We start from the raw sequence: 24,868 nt of genomic DNA on the forward strand, positions 1-24,868 counted from the left end.
CTGGGCCGACACTCTGGAAAGACGCCTCTGAACTCACCTTTTCAGCAGCGAGGAATGGCTATGATTGATGAGGCTGGAACTGCCGGTGGATTGCTGGAGGGCGTGACTATTATTGATCTTTCCCGTGTCCTCGCGGGACCATTCTGCACGATGACGCTAGCCAATATGGGAGCTCGGGTCATCAAAGTGGAAATTCCCGGCACCGGCGATGATGCTCGTGCATTCGGGCCGTTCCACAACGGCAAATCCCTCTATTTCTCTGCGATCAACTGCAACAAGGAGAGCATAGCTCTCAACCTGAAGAACCCGGAAGACAGGACCATCTTCGAGAAGCTGGTGGAGAAGGCCGACGTGCTGGTGGAGAACTACCGGCCCGGCACAATGGAGAAACTCGGCTACGGCTGGGACGTGCTGCACCGGAAGTTTCCACGCCTCATCTATGGCGCAGCCTCCGGCTTCGGCGACAGCGGCCCCATCTCGCAGCGCGCAGCCTACGACATGGTGGTGCAGGGCATGGGCGGTGTCATGAGCCTCACCGGCTATCCCGGCCAACCGCCGGCGCGCGTCGGGATCTCCATCGGCGACATCACCGCCGGGATCTATCTCTCCAACGGCATCACGGCAGCGCTCTATAAACGCGCGGTTTCGGGGGTCGCAAACAGGATCGACATTGCCATGCTGGACTGTCAGGTGGCGATCATGGAGGACGCTGTCACAGCCTATGCGAAGACCGGCGAGGTGCCCGGGCCGAAGGGCACGCGCCACCCGTCCATTTGCCCCTTCCAGTCCTATGCCGCGCAGGATGGCAATGTGATCATCGCCGCGGGCAATGATCACCTCTTCAGTCTGATGGCGCACGCGCTGGAGCGGCCTGACCTGCTCGACGACAAGCGCTTCAAGACCAACGACCTGCGCCACACCAATGGCGACGTGCTCCAGGCCGAGATGGAGAAAACCCTCGGCACGAAGCCGGTTTCTGCCTGGCTCGAAGCCCTGAATGGAAAAGGCGTGCCCTGCGCGCCCATCAACGACATTCCGCACATGATGGCCGAGCCGCAGGTGGCGGCGCGCAACATGATTGTCACCGTTGATGACCCCGTCGCCGGCGAGCTTAAGGTGGCGGGTAATCCCATCAAGGTCGTGGGCGCGCCGGAGCTGAAGACTTTCTCGCCGCCGCCCGAGCTCGATGCCAACCGCGCCGCAATCCTTAGCGAGTTCGTAGGGATGGGGGCGTGAGCGAAAACCCCGCCTCCGAAATGGTATCGGTGGCAGTCGAGGGCCGTATCGCCACCCTCGCACTCAACAATTCCGCCAAGCGGAACGCCCTCAGCAAGGTGTTGCTGGATGCCCTCATCGCCGCGCTGGACAGCCTGAAAGCGCGGGACGTGCGTGTGGTTATCCTGCGGGCTTCTGCGGATGCCAAGGTCTGGTCTGTCGGTCACGATATCAGGGAGTTGCCGCACGGCCACGAGGACCCGCTGGGCTATGCCGATCCTCTCGAACGAGCGTTGCGGGCGATCCGCGGATTTCCGACACCGGTCATCGCCATGGTGCACGGAACCGTGTGGGGCGGTGCGGTCGACCTTGTTTTGTCGTGCGACATGATCGTGGCGGACGAGACGGCAAGCTTCGCCACCACACCGGTCAATCTCGGCTTGCCCTACAACACCACGGGTTTGCTGCACTTCATCGGGCGGTTGCCCATGAACCTCATCAAAGAGATGTTCTTCACCGCCATGCCGCTTAAGGCCGAGGACGCGGCACGTTGGCACATCGTCAATCATCTGGTTCCGTCGGTCGAGCTGGAGAGCTTTACGTGGGCGCTGGCGGAAGGCATCGCCACCAAGGCGCCGCTGGCGGTCACCGTTATCAAGGAGCAGCTTCGGGTGCTTTCCGACTATCAGCCCATTGCTGCACAGGTTTTCGAGCGCATCCAGGATATGCGGCGGAAGGTCTATGACAGTGCGGATTTTCAGGAAGGCATCAACGCCTTTCTCGAAAAGCGGAAGCCCGAGTTCAGGGGAATCTGAAAGCAGACGTGTGTATCCGAAGCGGCAGGCTCCTGTTGAACGACAAATCGGACTAGTTCCATGCATCGTAGGTCATTCCTCGCAGCCACGGGCGCGTTGCCTCTCCTTCTTGGAGCCAGAGCCATGGCTGACACGCGCCCCGTCTTCCTGGACTACAGCCAGGAGCAGATCGACAAGGCCTACGACCAGTCCTTCTGGGCACCGCAGATGGCGGAGCTGGAAGCGCAGGACGGGACGAACAGTGCGGCGGTGCGCAACAGTATGCCGCCGCGCACCCAGCGCTATGGGGCGAACGAAGCCGACCTCATCGACATCTTCATGCCGGCCGGTGCCAAGAACGCCCCGGTGATGGTGTTCATCCATGGCGGCGCATGGACTCGCAACACCCGACAGGACGCTTCCTATCCAGCGCCGACCTTTGTGGGGCGAGGCGCAGCCTGGCTGGCCCCGGACTTCGGGAGTCTGAAGACGCTGCGTCTGCCGGATATGGTGGAGAATTGCCGGATTGCCTTGGAATGGACCGTGCGCAACGCCGCGAGCTTCGGTGGAGACCCGGAGCGGGTGTTCCTCTCCGCCCATTCGTCCGGCGCGCATCTGGCAGCCTGTGTGCTCATCACCGATTGGACGAAGCGCGGATTGCCCAAGGATGCCATCAAAGGCGCCATGCTGATGAGCGGCATGTATGACCTCTATCCGGTGCTCATTTCGTCCCGCCGCGCCTTCCTCCACATCACCCCCGAAGAGGAGGCAGAGTTCAGCCCCATGCGGCATCTGAGCCAGGTCAGCTGCCCCATCGCAGTGCTTTCCGCCGACCAGGACAGCCCCGAGTTCAAGCGCCAATCTCAGGTCTTTGCGGATGCGCTGGCAGGCATGGGTCGGCTTGCCACGCGCGAAGTGGTCTTTGACGCCAACCATTTCCAGGAGCCGGAGCGCCTAGCCGAACCGGGCAGCGTCGTCAGCAAGACCGCGTTTTCGCTGATGGGTATTTAAAGACGCTGACCCGTCATGAAAACGCTCTGGATCGGCGGAAGCGGAAACCACTGTCGAGTGTCGGCGACCATATGGCGCCACCTTGGACACGTGTGGCGCGCATGTCGACCACTAGTTCGCCCCTTCGATCAGCGGACGCGCAGCAGGGCGTCGATCTCGTGGTCGAGCTGCGATGCCCGCTCCGCAAGTTCGGTAACGCCCTTGGCGGCGGCGCGCGCGCCTTGCTCGCCGACGAACAGGAAGTGGGTTCCGTGGATTTGCATGGTCAGTCGGTCTATGGCCGACTTGAACAGGTCCTGGAGCGCCTTCCATTGCGTCGGCGTGATCCCAGCGAGTTGCTCGCGACGGGGATAGACATGCACCCGGTAAAGCTGCTGTCCGATCAATTCCCCCCAATTACTTTGGCAGAGCAGGACGTTGGGATAGTCGGCGACGCTGTCGCTGATCATGAGGGCCATTGGGGGATAAGAGTCATATCGGGACGTGCCGGCATCCGCCGCCGCCGCGGCCGGGTCGGATACGATTTGGCCATTTTGGAAACGCGCATTCTCGCCCTGGATGTCCAGTGGTGGATTGCCGGTGAAGTCTGCGCGGAAAATGTCCTCCGGAATGATGGTGTGGGCATTGATCTCATTTTGCTTCGCCATCATGGCGAGGAACCAGGGCATGAGGGAGCGAGCTTGGTCCACCATCCCGTCCGGGGCGAGGGTGAACTGCTCCGCGTTGCCGGGGAAGAGATTGGGGCCGGGTGGAAGCGCATCGAGTGCGACGAACAGCGAGAGGTCGAGGCCTGCCGCGCGGGCGGCGTCGGCTATGGTCTGCACCGGCTTGCCGCCCATGCTCCAACCGATAACGATGATGCGTTTGCCGAGCCCGTTGGCAGCGATGGCACGCTGTGCCGCCGCCACGATCTGTCGGCCCCAGTCGGTGACGTTGAACTCGGGACAGGCGCGCCCATAGACGGGCTGATCGAGCGGATAGGACGTGCCGAGGAAGGAATAGCCTTCCTCGACGATCCAGTGCGCGAGAAAGTCCGCAGGCCGCCCACCGGGAAATCCGTAGGAGATGCGGCCCAGGAATGAGGTTCCCGGAACGAACACCACGAGCGGCTTGTCCGGGCGTCCCTTGACGAACTTCACCAGGGAGGGGAAGCCGGCAGCGTCGATCAGCTCTTCGCCGGGGAACAGGGTTGAAAAGGCCGCCTCGGACCTGTTCGACAAAGTCAGGTAGAGGCTTGCACCGCCCAACAGACCGAAGTCGCGTCGCGTGAGTAACAAGGCCTTCTCCCGGGTGCCGTCTGGCGATCTCGGAGCCCGACGGCAACTAATTCCAGGCGCGCGCGGTGGCGGGCGCCTGGAAGGTGTCTTCTGATGGACTCAGTTGTAGTAGGCTGGGTTGGGGTATCTGCCGTAGCTTGGCACGCAATAGACGTGGCCCCAGGCATTGTGCCGGCAGATGCCGCCGCGCGGGCCCATCCACCAGTCGATGAACAGGGTCGCCAGGGTGCCGCTCGTCGGCGGAGTTCCCTGTAGCACTCGGGCCGAATAGCTCAGCGTATCGCCCTCGAGCTTCGGCGACGTAAGCTCGACCACGGACAGAACCTCCTTCCCGTCAACGATGGTGCTCAAAGTCGCGTTCGGCGGGTCCTTCTCCAGGCTGTCCTTGCCCTTGGTCCAGTTGTCGACGAAGGACTGCGCGTCAACGCTGCCGGTCATGCGGTCTGGACGGTCCGCGAACATGACAATCTTCGGATTGATCCCCTTCAGGGTCAGGGTCTTACCATCGAAGCTCGCTTGAGCGGCGCTTTGAACCAGCAGCCAATTGGCAGGGGGCATCTCGAAGCTGCTGCTGTCCTGGGTTTTTGCGCTTTCCTGCGGCTTTGTAGTTTGAGCCTGCGCGGACGCGACCGCGCAAACGATCGACAGAATTACCCCACACACAGACATCTTCATTGCATGCATCCTTTGATTGCAGCCGAATTCCCGCATTTTCTTCGCCGGCTTTCGCGCCTGGGGCCGTCAACGCCCATACCTTCGATAGGCCCGGCCCCGTATCTGAAAGGCGAAGCTGGTGATCTGAAATCGATGATCACGGCGCCGGACTATAAGCGAGCGGTTCCGGCGGACAGGTCACGGATTCAACTCACGCAGAACCTGAGATAGGGCGGAGGCGAATTTGAAGTCTTGAAAGCGTTTTCTCAGCTTGCCCGCGATCTGGTCGCAGTCCAGAAGGACGGACGGACCAGACCGGAGGCGACTTTGACGTGCGAATGGGAGACACCACCGGGCTTCTATCGCTTCCGCATCGGTAAGATGCGAGGTGCTGTGGTGTCGGATGGACCCATTCTCCTGCCTGAGCCCGGTGCGATCTTTACGGCGCTTTCCGAAGCAGAGATCGGCGCGAGCCTCGATGCTGCCTTTCTATCTCAAGGCCCGATCCGCGCCGAGCAAAACTGCCTTCTGCTCCAATGGGATGACAGGGTCGCGTTGTTCGACGACGGCATGGGGGAATCGGATCTGTTCGGCCCGCATGCGGGGCGCCTGAGGCAGAACATGGCCCGGGCGGGCGTCTCCTCGGAGATGGTCACCGATCTTATCCTTAGCCATGCCCATCCCGATCATTGCTGGGGCACCATGGGCGCGGACGGCATCCCGAATTTCCCCAATGCCACCGTGCATATCTCTGAGGCCGAATGGGGCTTCTGGGACGCATGCAACGAGCCGGCGCTGGAACTCGCGGTGGCCGGGTTCCGGCAGCAGGTCGTCCCGCTGCGGGACCGGATCCGCTTCTTCGCTGGCGGCGACGAGGTGCTGCCCGGCATCTATGCCCTGTCGGCGCCCGGCCACACGCCAGGGCATACGGCCTTCCTGGTTTCCTCTGAAGGGGAGCGGGCTTACGTGCTCGCGGACACCACTTTTCACGTGCCCTTGTCGTTCGACTTTCCGGCGACATCGAGCGCCTATGACTATGACGCCGAGATCGGAGCTGCCACACGGCTCGCCTTGCTTGGCCAGGTGGCTGACGAGCGCGCGCGGGTGATCAGTTATCACGCGCCGTGGCCCGGCATTGGCCATGTGGCGCGCGTGGGCAGCGGTTTCCGCTTCGTGGCGGAGCCCATGATCCTTGACGGCGCGTGAGCCGGGAGTCTGCGCCGGGCATTTATCGGTCCTGGCTATTGCCGCTGCCGGAGAGCGCGTCGATGAGGTTCCAGCGCGAAGGGGACTGCATGCGTGGTTTGCCCTCCAGCCAATAGGCCCGCTGGGCATCGGCAAAGCCATCCTCCAACTGCAGACTCATCCAGGTGTCGAGATAGGCCTTGAACAGCGCCGCATCGGGTGGAAGCATGATGGCCATGGGCAATGGAGCGCCGACATCGCGTGGCACCACCGCCGTCCAGCCCTGATGGAGTTCGGCCCAGGCGCGGGCCTGATCAAGGGTCCATAGCGCTCCATCCACCCGAGCGCCCACGGCCTCCAGGTCGGCGTAGGTTTCGACCATGGTGATCGTGGCATTGGGGAACAGCTGACGCGCGAGTGCAGTCATCTCATCGCTGCGGAATACGGCGAGCCGAAGGTTCGGTCGCGCGTTGACCGCTGCGCGGCTGGTGAAGCTTTGCGCCGCATCGGTCCGAACGATGAGGGCCGGCGGGCTCGATAGATAGGTCGGGCCGGGCGTTATCCTCGCGAAACGGCTGTCAGTGACATAAATGCCGGAAATGGCGAGGTCGAACTTGTGGGCAACGAGGTCGGTCTCAAGGCCATCCCAAGTGAAGGGAATGAACTCAAGCTTCACATTCAGGTCCCGTGCTAGGCGGTAGACAAGGCTGATGTCGTATCCGACCAATTCCCCCCGAGCGTTGAAATAGCTGAACGGCATCACGTTTGGATTGTAGCCCACCCGCAGCACGCCAGATGCGCGAATGGCGGGCACGGTGGGCGGTGTGTCTAGGACAGAGGAGAAGGCTGCTGCCTGCCGCAAGACGGTGGCTTCGACACCCCGTGTGAGCGCGGGATCGAGGCTCAAGGCCGTCAGGCGGTTGTGATCGGACAGCGGAAACAAGGCAGGGCGCAGTGCGACGATCATGCCCACGACGAGGCCAAGCAAGATGACCCAACTGCCCAATGCAAGCAGCCCGCGCCTGCTCCGGAGCCTCCAACGGCCCCAATAGATCAACGGCACAAGGATGGATACGAAGCCGAGTGCGCTCACCGAGAGCAGCACCTGTCCATAGCGCGTCAGGGCTGACGTCTCGACCCACAGGTCGGTGGTCCCGGGTGGCAAGCCGAGCCAGGACGAGAGGAAGGAGACCGCACCGATTGTGGTGCTCGGCGTGCCCACGCAGGAGAGCAGGCTGAGCAGCGGCAGAAGAAGATGCTCGACGAGATCGAGGGGACGATGGGCGAGCAGAGCCGCGTAATAGATCAACAGGTTGCAGAACTGGTTGCCGACCTGGGCGAAGACATAACTCAGGGCGACGGCAGCCTTCAGGACGTCTTCATTCTCCTCTCCCTCCGGGCATCCGGCTTGAGCGGCGATCTTCTCAGCGGCGCGTTGGATGGCCGGCAGGGCCATGACCGGCAAGGTGGTGACGAGCGCCAGTACCAAACCTGGCTGCATCGCTTTCAGGTAGTCCCGCCAGGTGACGGGCGCGAGCGCGGTGACGGCGAGCGGCAGGACGACCAAAGCGAGAATGATGGTGCCGCTCAAGAAGAGGAGGTTGTAGGTGAGGAAGCCTCCAACCTCGCTGGGGCGTAGCGTGCCGGCCGTGTTGGCGAGGAGCGCGAACACGCCAATGGGCGACAGCTTTACGATCCAGTTCCAGATGGTCACGCTCGCCTTGCTCACGGTCTCCAGCACATCGAGGAACGTCTGCCGCCGCGGAGCGCCTTGAACGGCAATGCCGTAGAGGACGGCGAACACGACCACTGCCGGCACGCGATTGTTCAGCAGGGCTGCAATGGGGTTGGCGGGGATCAACAGAGCGAGCAAATCCTGCGTGGCGGCATCCTTCGCAGGATCCAGCACGAGGGGCGGCGGGGTAGGCGGCATCGCCTGAGCCAGCAGCCAGGCCGACGATAGGGCAAGCAGGCAAGCTGCCAGGAAAGGGGGCCAGCTGGCTTGGAAGAAGCGCATCGCCCGGCCCGGCGCGAGGCGCCCGAGCCCCTGCAGCACCGAGCAGACGAGATAGGGGTAGATGGCAATCTCGAGCAGCATCGTATAGGCGGAGCCAACGGGCGCGAGCACCACTGCACGCTCGCCAAAGACGAGCCCCGTGAGAATGCCGAGCACCACGCCCGTCAGTACGAGGTGAGGCAAGCTAACCGTCCGCAATGCTGCCGTTGCCCCCACCAACGCGTCCCCCATCGATGATAGCTGTCGTTCTCCCAACCGGCCCGGTACATATCCGGCAGCGCGGCGACTGCATAGAAGCCCTGGCTCCGTGCGGATCCGCAGCTTTTCCGGGCAGTCGCGGCGCGGTGCAGCGTCGCTTCAGTTTTCCGCCACGGTCAAGGCCGTCGGAATGCGCAGGGCGGGCACTGCACCGGCGATCAGGATGACGCCGCCCGCGAACAGCAGCACGCTCGCGGGCACGAGGGTCAGCAGGCTGGTGAGGATGCCCGCACCGAATACGCAGAGCGCGACGCTGGCGCTGGAAAGCCCCATGGCCCAGCCGCGCTCGGTCTCCTCCACGCAGCCGGAGAGCGCGGAAAGCAGCGAGACGAAGGCGGGCACATTGGTCACGCAGATGACCAAGGTGAGCGCCACCTGCCCCCAGGCTGGCAAAGGAAGGGCGCACAAGAGGACCAGCCCGCCGCATGAGACCATGCCGAAGATGGCGACGGCGCGTTCCCCCGAAAGCCGCGCGGCGACGAGCTTGTAGAACATGCCGGAGCCGAAGGTGAAGCCGATGCCCATGACCACGGCGAACAGGCCGAGCTGGGCGGTGGAGAACCCATGCTCGCGCTGCATCACGATGAGGATGAGGGTGTAGTAGATGAGGAAGCCGAGCTGGAAGAGGAAAAACGAGGCGAGCGGCGCCATCACCTGCGGCCGTTCCCCGATGCGGGCGAATAGAAGGAAGGGCTGGCGCCAGTCGAACGAGAAAGCCCGCCGCCGCGTCTCTTCGCCGAACCGGGCGCGCGCCAGCAGCACCGCATTGATCACGCACAGGGCGAGCGCGAAAGCGAGCGGCAGGCGCAGTTCCACCTCGCCGAGCAGGCCGCCGATGGCCGGTCCCGCCATAAGGCCTATGGTGTTCACCAGCGTGATCTGTGCCAAGGCATCGCCGCGCTCGCTGGCGGGAACCGCATCCGCCACGCTGGCCTGGGCGATGGGCGCTGTGCCGGACATAAGCCCCGCCACCAGGCGCCCGAGGAAGAACAGCCACAGCATCCCCACCTCCAGCGCAAGCCACATCAGGGCGTAGCCGAGCGCCAGGCCCGCCATGCAGATGACGAGCGTGCGCCGGCGCCCCAGGGCGTCGGAAAGGTCGCCGAGCAGCGTGCAGCCGAAGAAAGCACCTATGGGGAATAGGGCAAAGGCTAGCGACATCAGGGTGTCGCGCATGGCGGGCGCGGTACCCGCGAGAAGCGGTGAGGTGTGGAACAGTCCGACGATCAGCGGATACATCAGCCCGAAGGAAAAAATGTCGATGAAGACTGCCAAGAACAACGCGGCATGGCTGCGGAACATTGCAAACTTCACGGTCCGTCTCCGAAAATGGTGCGCGTCCTAAAAGGTGCATGTCGATCTCTACTCGCGCCGCACCTCATGCGGCCGGCGGAACAATCCACGTATTCAAACCTCCCGGAGGAGTGGCGGAAGGACCTCCTCGCTCCAGCGGGTGGCTTCGTGATAGGCGTGGGCGAGCTGGAACACGGCGAACTCCGCGTGGTTGCGGCCGATGATCTGGAGGCCCATGGGCAGGCCGGATTTTCCGAAACCGGCGGGAACGCTGATGGCCGGACCGCCGGCCAATGACCAGATGATGGCCGTCTCCATCCAGCGCGTATAGGCGTCCGTCTTCCGCCCGCAGATTTCAGTTGGCCAGTGGGTGGTCTTGTCGAACGGGAAGACCTGCGCTGTCGGTGCGAGCAGATAGTCGTAGGTTTCAAACAGCTTCAGCACGTGGAGATAGAATTCGGAACGCACGACGCCAGCGTTGTAGACATCGATGCCCGAGACGCCGAGGGCGGTTTCGATTTCCCATTGGATTTCCGGCTTTATCAGCGGGCGTTGCGCCGGATCCTTATAGGTATCGATGAGATGGCCAGCCGCCCATACACTTCGCAGCGCAAGCCAGCTCTTCCACAGACGCTCGGTGGAGAAGCCGAGGGGTATATCTTCCACAATGCAGCCGATTGCCTCGAAGCTCGCGAGTGCTGATCGGCACACCTCCAGCACCTCCGGCTCGATCGGCAGCTCGCCGCTGCAATCCCCAACCCAGCCGAGACGCGCACCCTTGAAATCCCGGTCGAGTGGTGCCGTGAACGACGCCATATCTTGCGTGATGGAAAGGGGGGAACGGGGATCGTAACCTGCCTGCGCAGAGAGCAGCATGGCGACGTCCCGCGGGGTGCGGCCCAGTGGCCCTTCATAGACGAGGTTTTGGAGGAAGACGTCGTCAGTAGGCCCGAGCGGCACGCGACCGAAAGAGGGGCGCAGGCCATAGATATTGTTGAATGCAGCCGGATTGCGCAGCGATCCCGCCATGTCGCTGCCGTCAGCGGCCGGCAGCATGCGCAGCGCGATGGCCGATGCGGCGCCGCCGCTTGAGCCGCCCGCGGTCTTGGTGGGGTCATAGGCGTTGCCGGTGACGCCGTAGACGGTGTTGTAGGTTTGCGAGCCGCAACCAAACTCGGGCACGTTGGTCTTGCCGACGATGACAACACCGGCTTTTCTCAGGCGGCTCACCATAAGGCCGTCTTCGGTCGGGATGTAGTCCTTGAACAGTGGCGAGCCAAATGTGGTCCTGATCCCCTTGGTGACGGCGAGATCCTTTACCGCCCAGGGGAGCCCGTGCATCCAGCCGCGATACTGGCCGCGTGCAATCTCGGCGTCGCGTCCCCCAGCTTCGCGAAGAAGTACATCGCGCGGTTGCAGTGCGACGATTGCATTGATCTTGGGGTTGAACTCTTCGATCTGATCGAGGTAGGCGCTCATTACCTCGACACAGGAAACAGCCCGCGTGCGAATGGCTTCCGCGAGACTCTGCAGATCGGCCATCACGAGCGATACAGGAAGTTCCATCCGTCCCGTCATTGCAATGCTGTCCTTCCATCAACGCCAATGTCCGCACAAGGGCGGAGCGGAGACATGAGCAATCGTCAGTAAAAGCCGCGCTGATGCCCCGCCCCCTGTGGTCCACGGGAATATCTATTGTGTCGACGCCGTCCGGCCATGGCGACGCAAAAGCCGGGGCGGGTGCCTGCGAAACCGGCGAATGAGCGGTGCATAATCGCCAAGAAGGACACTATAAGTGAACGGGCTTGCGCGGCTTGTCACGGATTCAACTCATGAAGCGTGCGATCTTCATCGATGACACGCCGCAAGAATATAGGGCGGTATTATATGCCTTCTGAACGATACCGCCTGCTGCCTCCGATACATCTGGAAATCTGGCGTCTGGCGTGATCCGCCACATTCCGTGTAGTGCGGGAGCCCATCATTGGGGGGATCTACGATCATGAGCGCATTCAAGGCGCACGGCAGCCACGACGCGGCTGGAAAGCCGGTAGACGCCGCCGAGGCCGAGGCTGCGCGCCACGACCGGCTTGGGCTCGAGAATGAGGCCGATCTACAGGCGGGTGCGCAGCGCATGGCACGCCTGGGCTTCACCTCCGCCGGGGTCCTCGCGCTCGACGCAGGCGCCGTGCCTGCGGAGGCAGCCCTTGTGCTGGATTGGCTCAACACGCTGCTCTACTCAGGCCGTAATCAGGACCTGCGTGACAGCATTCTTATGTTGCCGCCGGAGAAGCGCGACCGCCCGTTGTTCGCGATCTGGTCGGCGTTCGCCCGTTTGCCCCACGAGCCGGCAGCCGTACGCGATCTGCTGGGCGAAATCCGCCGAGCCCTCTCACCGGACGAGGCGCCGGTCGAGTATGTGCTGGCGCTTTCCGGTGAGGTGCACGCGACGCTCTCCGAATGGTCGGATTATCGAGAACTACCGCCGCTCATCGAAGAGATCGATCGTGTGCGGCCCCGCCTTAGAGGACTGCCGGCAGCTCTGGAGCAGCGCCTGACCCTGGTGCGCTGCATGGCGATGCTCCTCGGCTGGCCCACACACCCTCAGATCGAAGCCGCCCGCATACAGATCGAGACCTTGCTGCCGCGGCTGACGCCGGGGTCCCAGCTGCTATTTGGCAGTGCCTTGATGAACTACCTGATCTGGTGGCGCGGTAACCTGACGGCCGCGCGGCCCTATCTGGAAGGCCTGGAGGTGCTCGCGCGCCGGGGCGACATGCCACCATTGGCGATCATGACCTGGTATTACGGAGCCCTGTCCTTTGCCTATCGCGACGGCGCGCTGGACCGGCTGCAAGAGCTGACCGACGCTGCCGTTACCTTCGCAGAGCAGCGTGGCGTCAATCACCGGCTTTCCAATGCATTCTGGGTGGTGGCGCAAGCCTATGCCGATGCGGCCGAGTTCGGTCGGGCAGAGGCCGCCATCACGCGCTACGTGGCGAGTGCCCCGGAGAGGTGGAGGCGCGCCGACCTGCTCGGCGCTCATTATTTACGGGCCGTGGTGGCACTGTGCAGGTCCAACCCGGACAAAGCCATCGCCGAAGCAATGCATGGGCACGAGTACGCCGAGCGATATGGAGGGCCGCAGCAGGCCGGGCATCAGGCCATGGTGCTAGCGAGAGCGCTCGCCATGAAGGGTGACGACCGAGCTCTGGCCCATATCGAAGATGTGCGGCAGACCGCGGAACGCACCGATAACGCCAATTTTCGGATACAGGCCGTTTTCGCCGAGACCGTCCTGGCCCATGTTCAGGGGCGCCGGGAGGACTTCGCTGCCTCATGGCAGGCCATGGTCGAGATCGCTTTGCGGCTAGGCTGGCGGCAGATCACCGGAATGCAGCGCGAAGCCATCGCGGAACTCGCCAACGACGCCTTGGCACTGGGGGCGGGGGCGGAGACCCGCCGGCTGATCGCGCTATGGCGGCTCGCGCCACCGCGCAAGGGCGCGGTTCATGAGACATGGCCCTATCCGGTGCGCATCCGTTCCCTGGGCGGGTTCGAAATTCATGTCGATGGTAAGCGGCTCGAGACGCCGGAGGGAAAGGCGCCGCGCAAGCCGCTGGAGCTTCTGTGGCATCTGCTCGCGCAAACCCAGGACTTTCCGCAGGAGGCATTAGCGGATTGGCTGTGGCCGAAGCTCGATGGAGACAGGGCAATGCATGCGCTGCGCACCACGATCTACCGGTTACGCCTCCTCATCGGCTCAAAGAGCATCCGGCACGAGAACGACCACGTGGGACTCAATGTGGACCATGTGCGGACCGATCTTAGAGACCTGCACCTCTCGCTCGATGCCGTTGCCGATGCGGCGGCGCCGATGGCGCGCCGGCTGGACGCACTCGATGCCACCCTGAAGCTTTATCATGGTCAGCTTCTCCCGGGCATACGGCTGGAGGCGATCGAAGACATGCGCCGACGCACCCATGCGCGGGTCAAATCGGAATGCGTCAGCCTTCTGTCGGCTCAAGATGCGCGGGATCCCGTGACCATCCTGCGTGCGGGTCGACTTAGCATCATCGCCCCGGAAATCACCTGGCCTGCATCGTTCCCGACGCAGTCTCTGCACGCCTAGCTGGCCGTCCCCTCACCCAGAACCAATGCTTGGGAGCGCCGCGCGCCGCGCTCAGGCATGGCTTCGACGTCGCGCGCGTAGGTTCCATAAAGCAAGGTGACCACGATCCCATTGGCGAGCATAGCGCCCACCAGTACCGCAAGAAATACAGGTTTGAGCCCGTATATGTCCCCCAGCCAGCCGGCGCCGAGGTTGTACAGAGCCCAGGTGAGGGATTCGACAATCGCCACCAAGATGGCGAAAGCGAGGGTGCGCAGCGCCGGCGGCACGACCGCCATGACGATCGGCCTGTTGACGCCGGGATTCACCCCCATCGTGAGACCCATCAGGAACCAGAAGGCCATGAAGATAGAGATCCGGCCCCAATCGAACTGAGTGCCAAAGTAAGCGATAGCGGCGAATAGAAACTGTGCCGCCTGAAAGAAGAGGACGCGCCCCGTGCCCGGCCATCTCCTGTGCATGCGGTCGACGACCATCGCCCCACCGACGGCACCTAGGAAATAACCGAGGCCGAATGGCCCGAGAACCAGGGCAGCCACCTGGTTCGAAAAACCGTAGACCTCGGTGAGATATACCACCCCGAAACCCACAAGCAGGAGCTGACCGGATAGCAGCCGCGAGAGCAACATGATGTTGAAGCTACGGATCCGGAACAGGGCGGCGAGCGCATGCGGTACCGAGACGTCCGTGTGGGTGTTCCGGCTGGCGTTGGCTGTGTCCGAAGCGCCGAGCCCGGGGTCACGGAAGACCGCGAAAACGAGGAAACCTATCGCGATGTTGAGCGATCCCACTGTCCAGAGCCCAATGCGCCAGCCGTTCTCGATGCCAGAAAGCTGCCCGAGTGCTGGACCAAGCACCGAGGCGATGAGACTTAGGGCGCCATAGAGATACCCGACCGCCCGACCGCGCGTCGCATCGTCGAACAGGTCCGCGAGAATGGCAGTGATGATCGGCACCACACCGGCATAGCCGGCTGCCAGGACGCAATAGAAGACGAGCAGGGTGGCGAAGCTGTCGGCAAAACCGGCGCCGATGCCCCAGACGCCCCAGAGGCCAGCAGCGGCAAACAAGACCGCCTTGCGGTTCCACCGCCGTGCCAGCCACGCCCAGAGCGGGCTGAAGATCGCGCCGCTCACCTTTGCGCCGGCCGTCAACACGCCAAGGTCGGTCAGCGAAAGGCCGAGGCTTGCCCGGATGGCCGGGAACAGGATCACGAGTATGCCGCCCTCGGCATTGTTCATGCCGAGCATGGCGGTTAGGACCGCCAGAGATCGCCATCGGTGTTTCACGCGCGCATTCAGTGGCCCGCCGGAGGGAGCGCTTGCCCGATAGGTCCCGCTCGGCTGTTCGGTAATCTCGGGCTGGCTCACGTGTCTCGAATCCTATTGACGGGTGCTGGGGAGTTCGGAGGTCTCCACCCGCGCCTGCGCCGCTGGGCCAGACAATCAAGCGAAATTTTTTGAAAGGCAATGGCGGCGCCTTGCCACGCAACAGCTGCGTGCATGGCTCGGCTGCCGAATGGGATAAGGGCTATTCTCTCCAGCACTGGCGGCTGGCGCCGGCGAGGATGGATCTACTCACGCCCTGGCTTTGTGCTGCCGCGCACTGGTCGCGATACCGGCTGAGTAGACGGTCATGTGCTGCAGTTCGAGGGGATCCGCCTGACGAAGGACGGAGCTGGGGACCTGAAGCGTGCGGCCTGCCGTTGCATCTTCGACAGATGTAAAGGGTGTGCTCCCAACGACATCTTGGGCAGATGGCCCAGATACGGCTACCGTGGTCATCATCCCACGACGAGATCGAAGCTTGGGTACCAACCATCGACAGCGTTGCCGGGCGATGGGCGCCCGGCACACATGCTCGGTCCGATGTCGCGGAGATCCGAAGAAATTCCCTTGGGCCATAAGGATGCCGGTCGCCGGACTAGTCACCCCCGAACTGGAGAATCGCGAAGAGGGGATGGCGCTGAAGCAGCAGGCCGCCCTCTTCCGGACGTCCAGCCATAGCGCGCCCCTCGAGGTCGAGCTCACCCGGCGCAACATCCCATTCGTCAAGTTCGGCGGGCTGAAGTTCCTCGACGCCGCGCACGTGAAGGACATGCTGGCATCGCTGCGCCTCGTGCAGAATCCGCGACCGCGTTGCTGGTTTTCGGGTCATGCAGCTGCTCCCAGGCGTCGGTCCAGCCTCCGCCCAGCGCGCGCTCGATGCCATGGCGGCCCATTCCAATCCGATGGAAGCGCTCGCCGCGGTCCCGCCACCGGCGCTGGCCGGGGAGGATTGGACAAATTTCGTCTCCATGCTTCGCCAAGTCAGCGCCAACGATGTTGGTTGGCCAGCGGAGATGGAAGCAGTCAGGCGTTGGTACGAGCCGCACCTCAAGCGCATCTACGAGGATGCTGCACGAGATTGGCCGATCTGATCCAGCTTGAGCAGATCGCGTCCGGCTACCCGTCGCAGGAGCGCTTCCTCACCGAGCTCACGCTCGATCCCCCCGACGCGACCAGCGACCAAGCCGGCGTGCCGACCCTCGACGAGGACTACCTGATCCTATCGACCCTCCACTCCGCCAAGGGGGCAGGAATGGAAGTCGGTGTTCATCCTAAACGTCGTCGACAGGCATTCCCTCCGACCTAGGAGTTGGGCACGTTGACGAGATCGAAGAGGAGCGGCGCCTGCTCTACGTCGGCATGACGCGGGCGAGGGACAGTCTGCACCTCGTAGTCCCGCAGCGCTTCTTCACGCACGGCCAGGCGGCGCTGGGTGACCGCCACGTCTACGCATCCCGGACGCGCTTCATCCCGAAATCCCTGCTCGGGCATTTCGACCACGCGACCTGGCCGATCGCCGGCCGGGAGACGCAAGCCAGGCTGCCGCACGGAACGCCCGCATCGATGTTGGCGCCCGCATGCGAAAGATGTGGCGGTAGTGCGGCCGGAGCGGGAGTTGCTTGAAGGTGCATTGGCGCCGACTCTCGCTCTGTCTCGCCCGCACAGCGTACGATTCGGAGCAGAGATGGTAGGAGCCGCTCGCCGCAACGCGTTTTCCCCGTCCCGGACATGCCGCGATTAGTCCGGCTTTTTCATGATCTCATACCGCGCTGCCGCCACCGCTTCCTTGAAGCCCGCTGGATTGAGCGTCGAGGCCTGGAAAGGCCCAACGAGGTAGACTGGCGTGCCCCGAAATCCCAACGCATCACCGATCGCTAGATTGCGCTTTATGGCCGCGTCAATGTCAGCAGCGTGCGTCACGGTATCCGATGCGATCTTGGACATGTCCAGCCCAGCGCTTCGAATTGCCTCCACCATCTTGTCCTTGGGAACGTCAAAACCCGGAACCTGCATAAGCGCTCGGTGAGCGTCTTCGTACCGTCCCTGATAGTTTGACGCTAAAGCCAACTGGGCGCCAAATCGTGACGTCGATGTAAGAACTGGCCAATCCTTATAGATGACACGAATACCACTGTCTTGCTTAACTGCGCGCGCAAGGTCCGGGGCGGATTTCTTACAAAACGGACAATTATAGTCCAAGAAAGCAACAATAGTGACGTCACCTTGCGGGTTTCCACCTCTTGGTGAATCAGGGTCGTCATACAGCGCCGTCAAAACGTTCATTTGCCGCGACTGCGCGGACAAAAGTCTTGTCTGGCTCATCACGAGCGTCCCCGAAAGCATTGCCAGTGTCGCTCGGCGAGAGAGGGAGGGCATACGATCGATCTCCTTCGGAGGCGTTGTTCCAATGCAGGCGGCGGCTGAATCGCGATGTTGCCCTCGTGCCTTAAGGGCGGCTTAAGGCGACCCGCACTTGCGCCGGCAGTCACACCGGCGATGCGCCGGTGGGGCGCGAGTTGCTGGCCCGTCTCGCATCCGGCGAGCATCCTTCTCGCCGACAGGGCCTAGGACACCGGCGCCATCCGTGACTAGGCGGCGAAGCGTGGCATCGCTTCCCGGAACCACTTGCGGACTGGACAGCGTGAAGGCCTGCCATGGAGATCGTCCTGTGCCGGGTCGGCCTATGCCTTCATGGGCCGATCCGCTCGCGCTTAAGAAAGGCGCCATGCAGACCGAAGACATACATTGCCTGTGGGACGACCTCTCCGATTTCCAAGCCAGTCAGCCGGATCGCGCCTGCGCGTATTTGATGGCGCAGCTCTGCGGTCTGGTGGAGGCCTGGAACGCGACCTGGGCCGGCGCCATACGCTTCGATGGCGGCGATGCGGACGATCCGCTTCAGGGCTGGCGCGTCGGCGCGGTGCAGGCGTTGCGCGCCATCGAACCTCACCCGGACGAGGGGCATTTCAAGGAGATTCGCCGCGTCTGGGACCGGCGCGAGATCGACCCCTCCTTTCTGCTGCTGCCGATGCGCGGCGTCGGCACGTTCCGCACCTACTCGTTCCGCCGGGAATTGCCGGCCGAATGGTTCGAATCAGATTTTTATGCCCACCACTACGGTTCGGTCGGCACCCATGATGCCGTCTTCGTCGCCTTTCCCCTCAACGACGACTGCGAGTCCCATTGCGGCTTCTATTCGGCGAGGACCTTTCGCGACGAGGAGATCGCACTCCTCGCCTATGCGCTGCGCGGCATCAAATGGTTCCACCGGCAGCTGCTGCTGGGCAGCGGATTGCTGATGGCGTCCACGCCCTTGACCTCCACCGAGTGCGAGGTGCTGCAGCTGCTGCTCTCCAAGGCGTCGGAAAAGGAGATCGCCCGCCGGAAGGGCATCGCCACCTCCACGGCCCATCAGCATGTGACGGCGATCTTCCGCAAGTTCGGCGTCCGCAGCCGCGCCGAACTGATGAGCCTGTGGCTCAACAGCGGCGGATGATCCTGCCGTCCGGCGCCTCCTCTATTTAGAGGATAGGAGGGGCGAAAACTCCGCGCCTATCTTTCCGGCTTGCGATTCTGACGCAGGGGCTTCCTTGCGCCGGAGAAAGTGGGCTCGGTGGAACACTGCCGCATAACGGGGCTTCGAACGGGCGGTTCGGTGCGCAACAAACCAAATGACGGTATGATGACGCCTCCCTTCCCATTGAAGTTACGCATATTCCTAGTTCGTGCGAACACGCCGCGGACTTCCGCCGTGATACATCGAGCTACTGGATCTCGATCGACAACCGCGCGCATGCAGCCGTCGCGCGGTTGCAGGGCATAGGGGGCAGGAAATCATGGGACTGGTTTTCACGCGAGCTGACGCGCGGCGCCGGGGAGCGTTGGCGGGTGTTTCCATCCTGGCCTTGGTGCTGGTGGCGGGAACCGTTCACGCGGAGAGCCTGCTGATCGGAGCCGGCGGAAACGGCGGCGCTGCTCAGGCGTCGAGCGGCGGCGGTGGTGGTGGTGGAATTGGCGGCGGCGGCGGCGGCATCGGCGGGCAGGCCGGCGGCGGCGGCGGCGGTGTTGGTGGCGGTGGCGGAGCCGTCGTGGGCTCTCATGGGGGCGATGGCGGAAGCGGCGCGGTCGGTGGCTCCGGAGGGACAAGCGGTCCCCAATCCGGAGGCAACGGCGGTGTCGGTGGTGGTGGTGGTTACGCCGACGCCGCGGGCGGAGGCGGGGCGATTGGTGGTGCCGGTGGTACAAGCGGCGATGGTAGCCCTGGTGGCATTGCGGGTGCCGGCAGCGGAGTCGGAGAAAATGGCTCCGGATCGGGCGGCGGCGCTGGCAGTCTCTATGGCGGCGGCGGAGCTGCATGGGGCGACGGCGGCGGGGGCGGCGGCCGGGTGGTTGATCTCTCCGGTGCAGATATTTCCGGCAAGACGCCCGGCTTCGGCGCGGCTGGCGCGAGCACAGGCGAGGTAACCTCGAGCCGGACCTATGACTTCGTGGGCATTGGCGGCGGCGGCGGTGGCGGTAGCTGGAACGGGGCTGGCGGGGCGGGCACAGCCGGCCTTCTTAATGTGAGCGGCGTCGGCGTCACGCTGACTGTGAACAACTCGATCCTGGTCGGCGGTGCTGGCGGCGGCGCCGGCGGCTTCGGTGTCGGCGGCGCTGGTGGCGCTGGCACGCTGACGATCATCAACGGCGGCGCGCTTGCGGTTTCGGAAACCCTTCTGATCGGCGGCAGTGCCGGTGGCGGTGGTTGGAACGGTGGCGCTGTCGGCGGCAGCGGTGGTGTCGGCACGGTTTCGGTCGACGCCGCCTCGTCCATTGCCATCGGCAGCGGTGGAAGCCTCGTCATCGGCGGCGCCAATGGTCAGAGCGGAACGACAACGGCCGGCGGCCTGGGAGGTTCCGGCACGCTGAATCTCAGCGGTTCCCTGACATTTGGGAGCGGCGCAAGCTTTGTGATCAACGCCGGCAGCACCCTGAATATCGGCGGTGCCACTCCGGGGGCATCCACCGCCGGTCCGATCGCCGGCCTGACCTCACTGACCAATGACGGCACCATCAATTTCAACCAGTCGAACGGCTCCTACACCTTCGCGGCCAATATCAGCGGCACGGGTCATGTCAATCAGGCCGGGACCGGCGTCACCATTCTCTCCGGCACGAACACCTATAGCAGTGGCACAACGGTGACCGGCGGTCTCATCAATTTCAGCGATGTGAACAATTTCGGCTCCAACAACATCACGCTCAATGGCGGCGGCCTGCAATGGGCGACGGGAAACACCACCGACATTTCTAACAAGCTGAATGCCATCGGCGCCGGCGGCGCGGTGTTCGACACCAATGGCAATGACGTCACCTTCGCCACGGCACTGTCCGACGGCGGCAGCGGCGGCGGCATCACCAAGCAGGGCGCCGGCTCGCTCACGCTGTCCGGCTTCAATAGCTATGGCGGGCCCACCACCATCAATGCCGGCCGCTTGGCTGTCGAAGGTGGCTTGGCGCTTCCGGATACCACGCAGGTGACCGTGGCTTCGGGCGCGACGCTGGAAATCATCGACATTGAAGCCATCGGTTCGCTGGCAGGCAGCGGCAATGTGACAATAGATTCGGCCGCTTTGCTCAGCGTGGGCTTGGCTGATCCTACGGTCTCCACGACGTTCGCTGGCGCCATCACCGGCGGTGGCCTGACCCTCGATGGAGGCTCTCTGACATTGACCGGCGCCAGCACCATCGACGGCCTGGCAATCTGCGACTGCGGCCATCTGACGATCACCGGGGCGGGGGCCTCCGTTGTGGACGTGGGAGATCCCTTGTTCAGTCCAGGGGTCATTGTCGAGGGCACCCTCAACGTCCTTGCCGGCGCCACATTGCAGGCTTCAGCGCTGCTGTTTGCTGGCAACATGACCGTCAACGGCGCAGGGTCCTCCGTCACCGTCGAAGGCCCCACGGAAATCTCGACGATGTTCGCCGACAGCCGCCTCACCATCAGCGGCGGCGCCACCATGACCAGCAACGCTGGCGCGGCCATCGCCGGATTTGCCACCGTCGGCCCATTCACGCCCACCGCTACGGTGACGGGAAGCGGCTCCACCTGGGTGGTGGCCGGCGGTCCGCTTCTCATCGGCAAGACGGATTGCGGCTGTGGCGATGAACTCGGTGTGCTCACAATAACCGCCGGCGGGGCGGTGACGGCTGCGGCCGTGGAGATCAGCAGCCTCGGCGTGCTCAATCTGGGCACGGGCGGCACTGCCGGCACACTCACCGTCCCGACCATCGCTAACGCAGGCGAGGTGGTTGCCAACTTTGATCTTACCCAGAGCCTCACGCTGGCCGCCAACATCTCTGGAACCGGCACCCTCAGCAAAGCGGGTTCCGGTGTCCTGACGCTGTCGGGCACGAGCGCCTATATCGGCGCCACCACCGTGACCGGCGGCACGCTCTTGGTGGAGGGTTCGCTCGGGAACACCGCGGTCAGCGTCGGCAGCGGCGCAGTGCTGGGCGGCTCGGGAAGCATCGCCGGCGCGGTCACCATTGCCAATGGCGGCGTCCTCGCGCCGGGCAGCAGCCCCGGCACGCTCACCGTGGGCTCGCTCACGCTCAATCCCACCTCGCAGCTCGATTATCAGCTCGGCACGCCGGGCGTCGTCGGCGCCGGGGTCAACGACCTCGTCAATCTCACCAACAGCCTCGCTCTCAATGGTGTGCTGAACATCGACCCGCAAGCGGGCTTCGGCACCGGCGCCTATACCCTGATCACCTATGGCAGCATGTCGAGCAATGGCGGCCTTCAGCTCGGCGCGGTTCCGGCGGGCTATGCGTTCACGGTCAGCACCAGCACTCCGGGGCAGGTGAACCTCCTCACCACCTATAACAGCTTGCAGTTCTGGAATGGTTCCGTCACCACGCCGAACGGAATCGTCAATGGCGGCTCGGGCATCTGGGGCACCACCACCACCAACTGGACCAATCAGATCGGCACCGCGGCGTACGCTGGGCCGATCCTCACGGCGGTGTTCGCCGGCCCGGCCGGCGGCACGGTCACCCTAGTCTCGAACCAGCAGGTGGAGGGCCTCCAGTTCGCCACCGGCGGCTATACGCTCCAAGGCCCGGGCGCGCTGGTGGTGATCAATCCCACCGAGGTGCGCATCGACCCGTCGCTCTCGGCGACCATCGCCGCCTCCATCGCTGGTGCGGGCGGGCTGGTGAAGACCGGCGCGGGCACCATCGTGCTCTCGGGGAACAACTCCTATGCCGGCGGCACCACCATCAATGCCGGCGTGCTCTCCGTCTCCTCCGACGCCAATCTCGGTGCCGCTTCCGGCGGGCTGACCTTCAATGGCGGCACCCTCGCGACCACGGCGAGCTTCACCACCAGCCGCAGCGTGACGCTCAACGGCACCGGTGCCCTCGCCGTGGCCGGCGGCACGACGCTGACCGCGGGCGGCACCATTTCCGGTCCGGGCGGGCTGGCGCAGACGGGGCCGGGAACGCTGATCCTCACCGGCGCAAATAGCTATGCCGGAGGCACGACAGTATCCTCCGGTATGCTCGTTCTCGGGAGCTCGACGGCGGCGGGCACGGGGGCGGTCTCCCTCTCCGGCGGCACCGCCCTGGGCTTCGCCAGCGGCATCAGCGTCGCCAATGCTCTGGTTCTGGGTGGCAATGTCACCTTCGACCTCGCCTCGGGTAGCGCTATAGCCTCCGGCTCGCTGAGTGGGTCGGGCAACATTGCCTATACCGGCGGCGGCCTTCTCACCCTCACCGGCGACAGCTCGGCCTTCGCGGGCACCACCAGTGTCACAGGCACCCTGTCGGTGAACGGCACCCTCGGCGGCAGCGTCAACGTGCTCTCCGGCGGCACGCTGAAGGGCAATGGCACGGTGGGGGCGACCACCATCGCCTCCGGCGGCACCATCGCGCCGGGCAATTCCATCGGCACGCTGACGGTGAACGGCCCGCTCACCTTCGCGTCCGGATCCACCTATGCGGTGGAGATCAATCCCCAGGGCCAGTCGGACCGGATCGCCGTCACCGGCAGCGCCACGCTGAACGGGGCCACCGTCTCGGTGACCAAGGCGCCGGGCAGCTACCTGCCGGGGACCAGCTACACCATCCTCACCGCCCAGGGCGGTGTGGCGGGCACGTTCGGGCCGCTCACGCAGGACCTGCCCTTCATCAACCTCGCGCTCTCCTACGCCCCCACCGACGTCACCTTGAACGTGGTGCGCAACCAGGTCTCGTTCCCCAACGTGGCGGTGACGGCGAACCAGGTCGCCACCGCGGGCGCGGTGGAGGCCCTCGGGCAGGGCAATGCGCTCTACAATGCCGTGGTGTCACAGACGAGCGTCGCCGGCGCCCAGCAGGCCTTCAACGCGCTCGACGGCGAGGTCTATCCCTCGGCCCTGTCGATCTTCCAGAATGAGAGCCTGATCCTGCGCCGGGCGGTGCTGGACCGGGCGCGGGTGCCGGTGGCGGCGCCTGCGAACGCGCCGCTCGCCTATGCCGCCAAGGCTGCTGCCGGCCCGTTCAGTGCCGGCAGCGATGTGGTGGAGCTGCCCGGCACGCCCAACGCCTTCTGGGCCCAGGGCTTCGGCGCCTGGGGTCAGATCGACGGCAACGGCAATGCCGCCACCATCTCGGGCAACACGTCAGGCGTGTTCGTGGGCTATGACCGCACCTTCTCCCCCGGCCTGGGTGACTGGCGGCTCGGCTTTGCCGCGGGCTATTCCGCCTCCAGCTACCAGGTGGATGCCCGCTCCTCCTCCTTCTCCAGCGACAACGCCCATGTAGCGGTCTATGGCGGGACGAGCTTCGGGTCGCTCGGGCTGCGCTTCGGCGGGGCCTATAGCTGGGCGGACATCAGCGCGGACCGCAGCATGGTCTTCCCCGGCTTCTTCAATGCGCTTTCCGCCAACACTTCGGCCCGCACCGGCCAGGTGTTCGGAGAAGTGGGCTATGGGCTCAGCTTTGCCCAGGTGAATGTGGAACCGTTCGCGGGCCTCGCTTATGTGAACGTGGACATGAGCGACTTCACCGAGATCGGCGGCCCGGCCGCGCTGACCTCCTCCGGGGCGAGCGAGGGGGTGACCTATTCCACGCTCGGCGCCCGCATCAGCGTGCCGTTCGCCCTCGGCACCATCCCCACGGCCTTCAAGGGCACGCTGGCTTGGCAGCACGCCTTCGGTGACACGACGCCCGAGACCTTGTTCGCCTTCGGCCCCGGCACGGCCCCCTTCACCGTCTCCGGGGTTCCCACCGCCAACGATGCGGCCCTCATCGAGGCAGGGCTCGACATGGCGTTTTCGGCCAACGCCTCGCTCTCCATCTTCTATGCCGGCCAGCTCGCCGAGACCGACACCAGCAACATGGTCAAAGGCAGCTTCACCCTGAGGTTCTGAGAGATCCTTTGGAAAAACGCGAAACCTCCGGTTCCGGGCGACGGGCCAATCTTTGACAGTGGCGTATCCGGCAGATTCGATTCCCTTCACCTCAAAGAGAATTGATCGTGGAAGCTCCCGAACAAGCTCCGCTACTTGGCGAGAAAGCGAGGGTCTCGAATTGGCGCGGACCCGGAGGCAGATTTTTGTCTAATTATGATCGGCGATCACGCTTTCGCGCGGTGGACGGTGGTTCGCGCGGAAATAGCTGGGGTCAACTGATCTTTAAGGACCTGGTCAAGTTCGACGGATGAATCCGACGTACGCTTT

Annotated in this window: 15 protein-coding genes and 1 pseudogene; 8 read left to right on the forward strand and 8 right to left on the reverse strand. The window is 64.0% G+C overall.

Going from position 1 to position 24,868, the window contains the following annotated elements; all coding sequences use genetic code 11:
* Window positions 1-60: 60 nt before the first annotated feature.
* The 3 genes from ABLE91_RS25800 (at window position 61) to ABLE91_RS25810 (ending at window position 3,020) form a co-directional block, all read left to right on the forward strand.
* Window positions 61-1,236, forward strand: a complete 1,176-nt coding sequence (locus ABLE91_RS25800; RefSeq protein ID WP_348935498.1) for a CaiB/BaiF CoA transferase family protein — start codon at window positions 61-63, stop codon at window positions 1,234-1,236.
* Window positions 1,233-2,030, forward strand: a complete 798-nt coding sequence (scpB, locus tag ABLE91_RS25805; RefSeq protein ID WP_348935414.1) for a methylmalonyl-CoA decarboxylase — start codon at window positions 1,233-1,235, stop codon at window positions 2,028-2,030. Before ABLE91_RS25800 ends, scpB begins: the two co-directional genes overlap by 4 nt.
* Window positions 2,031-2,153: 123 nt before the next feature.
* The gene (locus tag ABLE91_RS25810) at window positions 2,154-3,020 is read left to right on the forward strand and encodes an alpha/beta hydrolase (RefSeq protein ID WP_348935415.1); all 867 of its coding nucleotides are present in this window, start codon (window positions 2,154-2,156) and stop codon (window positions 3,018-3,020) included.
* Window positions 3,021-3,148: 128 nt separating this feature from the next.
* On the opposite strand, the gene ABLE91_RS25815 is transcribed toward ABLE91_RS25810, so the two are convergent.
* Together ABLE91_RS25815 and ABLE91_RS25820 are read right to left on the reverse strand one after the other, a co-directional pair.
* Window positions 3,149-4,297, reverse strand: a complete 1,149-nt coding sequence (locus ABLE91_RS25815) for an alpha/beta fold hydrolase (protein ID WP_348935416.1) — start codon at window positions 4,295-4,297, stop codon at window positions 3,149-3,151.
* A 99-nt stretch (window positions 4,298-4,396) separates the two neighbouring features.
* Window positions 4,397-4,972, reverse strand: coding sequence for a hypothetical protein (locus ABLE91_RS25820; RefSeq protein WP_348935417.1), 576 nt, complete (start codon window positions 4,970-4,972; stop codon window positions 4,397-4,399).
* A 231-nt stretch (window positions 4,973-5,203) separates the two neighbouring features.
* Between ABLE91_RS25820 and ABLE91_RS25825 the strand changes: the two genes are divergently transcribed.
* Window positions 5,204-6,157 (forward strand): MBL fold metallo-hydrolase, encoded by a 954-nt coding sequence (locus ABLE91_RS25825; protein WP_348935418.1) that lies wholly within the window; start codon window positions 5,204-5,206, stop codon window positions 6,155-6,157.
* 22 nt (window positions 6,158-6,179) lie between these two features.
* Here ABLE91_RS25825 and ABLE91_RS25830 read toward each other — a convergent pair whose 3' ends face one another.
* The 3 genes from ABLE91_RS25830 to ABLE91_RS25840 form a co-directional block, all read right to left on the reverse strand.
* A complete protein-coding gene (locus tag ABLE91_RS25830) occupies window positions 6,180-8,336 on the reverse strand; it encodes a cation:dicarboxylate symporter family transporter (RefSeq protein ID WP_348935419.1) in 2,157 nt (718 codons plus the stop codon).
* A gap of 174 nt (window positions 8,337-8,510) precedes the next feature.
* Window positions 8,511-9,725, reverse strand: coding sequence for an MFS transporter (locus ABLE91_RS25835; RefSeq protein ID WP_348935420.1), 1,215 nt, complete (start codon window positions 9,723-9,725; stop codon window positions 8,511-8,513).
* A gap of 93 nt (window positions 9,726-9,818) precedes the next feature.
* Window positions 9,819-11,270 carry an amidase gene (locus tag ABLE91_RS25840; RefSeq protein ID WP_348935421.1) on the reverse strand — a complete coding sequence of 484 codons (1,452 nt, stop codon included), beginning with the start codon at window positions 11,268-11,270 and terminating at the stop codon, window positions 9,819-9,821.
* Between the two features lie 436 nt (window positions 11,271-11,706).
* Here ABLE91_RS25840 and ABLE91_RS25845 point away from each other — a divergent pair, with 436 nt between their 5' ends.
* Entirely contained in the window at window positions 11,707-13,836 is a 2,130-nt protein-coding gene (locus tag ABLE91_RS25845) for an AfsR/SARP family transcriptional regulator (RefSeq protein WP_348935422.1), read from the forward strand.
* On the opposite strand, the gene ABLE91_RS25850 is transcribed toward ABLE91_RS25845, so the two are convergent.
* The gene (locus ABLE91_RS25850) at window positions 13,833-15,206 is read right to left on the reverse strand and encodes an MFS transporter (protein ID WP_348935423.1); all 1,374 of its coding nucleotides are present in this window, start codon (window positions 15,204-15,206) and stop codon (window positions 13,833-13,835) included. The genes ABLE91_RS25845 and ABLE91_RS25850 overlap by 4 nt on opposite strands.
* A gap of 553 nt (window positions 15,207-15,759) precedes the next feature.
* On the opposite strand from ABLE91_RS25850, the pseudogene ABLE91_RS25855 reads away from it, so the two are divergent.
* Window positions 15,760-16,762 (forward strand): annotated as a pseudogene (locus ABLE91_RS25855) (3'-5' exonuclease); the annotation flags it as partial.
* A 139-nt stretch (window positions 16,763-16,901) separates the two neighbouring features.
* Here the strand turns inward: ABLE91_RS25855 and ABLE91_RS25860 are convergent.
* Window positions 16,902-17,486 (reverse strand): DsbA family protein, encoded by a 585-nt coding sequence (locus ABLE91_RS25860; protein WP_348935424.1) that lies wholly within the window; start codon window positions 17,484-17,486, stop codon window positions 16,902-16,904.
* Window positions 17,487-17,766: 280 nt separating this feature from the next.
* Here ABLE91_RS25860 and ABLE91_RS25865 point away from each other — a divergent pair, with 280 nt between their 5' ends.
* Window positions 17,767-18,660, forward strand: a complete 894-nt coding sequence (locus ABLE91_RS25865) for a helix-turn-helix transcriptional regulator (protein ID WP_348935425.1) — start codon at window positions 17,767-17,769, stop codon at window positions 18,658-18,660.
* A 268-nt stretch (window positions 18,661-18,928) separates the two neighbouring features.
* Here ABLE91_RS25865 and ABLE91_RS25870 read toward each other — a convergent pair whose 3' ends face one another.
* Complete coding sequence (locus ABLE91_RS25870) at window positions 18,929-19,264, reverse strand: hypothetical protein (RefSeq protein ID WP_348935426.1); 336 nt, start codon at window positions 19,262-19,264, stop codon at window positions 18,929-18,931.
* Window positions 19,265-19,549: 285 nt separating this feature from the next.
* Here ABLE91_RS25870 and ABLE91_RS25875 point away from each other — a divergent pair, with 285 nt between their 5' ends.
* Complete coding sequence (locus ABLE91_RS25875; protein WP_348935427.1) at window positions 19,550-24,559, forward strand: autotransporter domain-containing protein; 5,010 nt, start codon at window positions 19,550-19,552, stop codon at window positions 24,557-24,559.
* Window positions 24,560-24,868: the final 309 nt, after the last annotated feature.

It is taken from the genome of Aquabacter albus (assembly GCF_040049275.1).
Classification (GTDB): Bacteria; Pseudomonadota; Alphaproteobacteria; order Rhizobiales; family Xanthobacteraceae; genus Aquabacter.

Excerpts from the sequence above, each read along its gene's own strand:
- ABLE91_RS25800 (WP_348935498.1), top strand. The coding sequence starts at position 61 with ATGATTGATGAGGCTGGAACTGCCGGTGGATTGCTGGAGGGCGTGACT.
- ABLE91_RS25810 (WP_348935415.1), top strand. The coding sequence starts at position 2,154 with ATGGCTGACACGCGCCCCGTCTTCCTGGACTACAGCCAGGAGCAGATC.
- ABLE91_RS25820 (WP_348935417.1), bottom strand. The coding sequence starts at position 4,972 with ATGAAGATGTCTGTGTGTGGGGTAATTCTGTCGATCGTTTGCGCGGTC.
- ABLE91_RS25840 (WP_348935421.1), bottom strand. The coding sequence starts at position 11,270 with ATGGAACTTCCTGTATCGCTCGTGATGGCCGATCTGCAGAGTCTCGCG.
- ABLE91_RS25845 (WP_348935422.1), top strand. The coding sequence starts at position 11,707 with ATGAGCGCATTCAAGGCGCACGGCAGCCACGACGCGGCTGGAAAGCCG.
- ABLE91_RS25860 (WP_348935424.1), bottom strand. The coding sequence starts at position 17,486 with ATGAGCCAGACAAGACTTTTGTCCGCGCAGTCGCGGCAAATGAACGTT.
- ABLE91_RS25870 (WP_348935426.1), bottom strand. The coding sequence starts at position 19,264 with ATGAGAGCCCACGACGGCTCCGCCACCGCCACCAACACCGCCGCCGCC.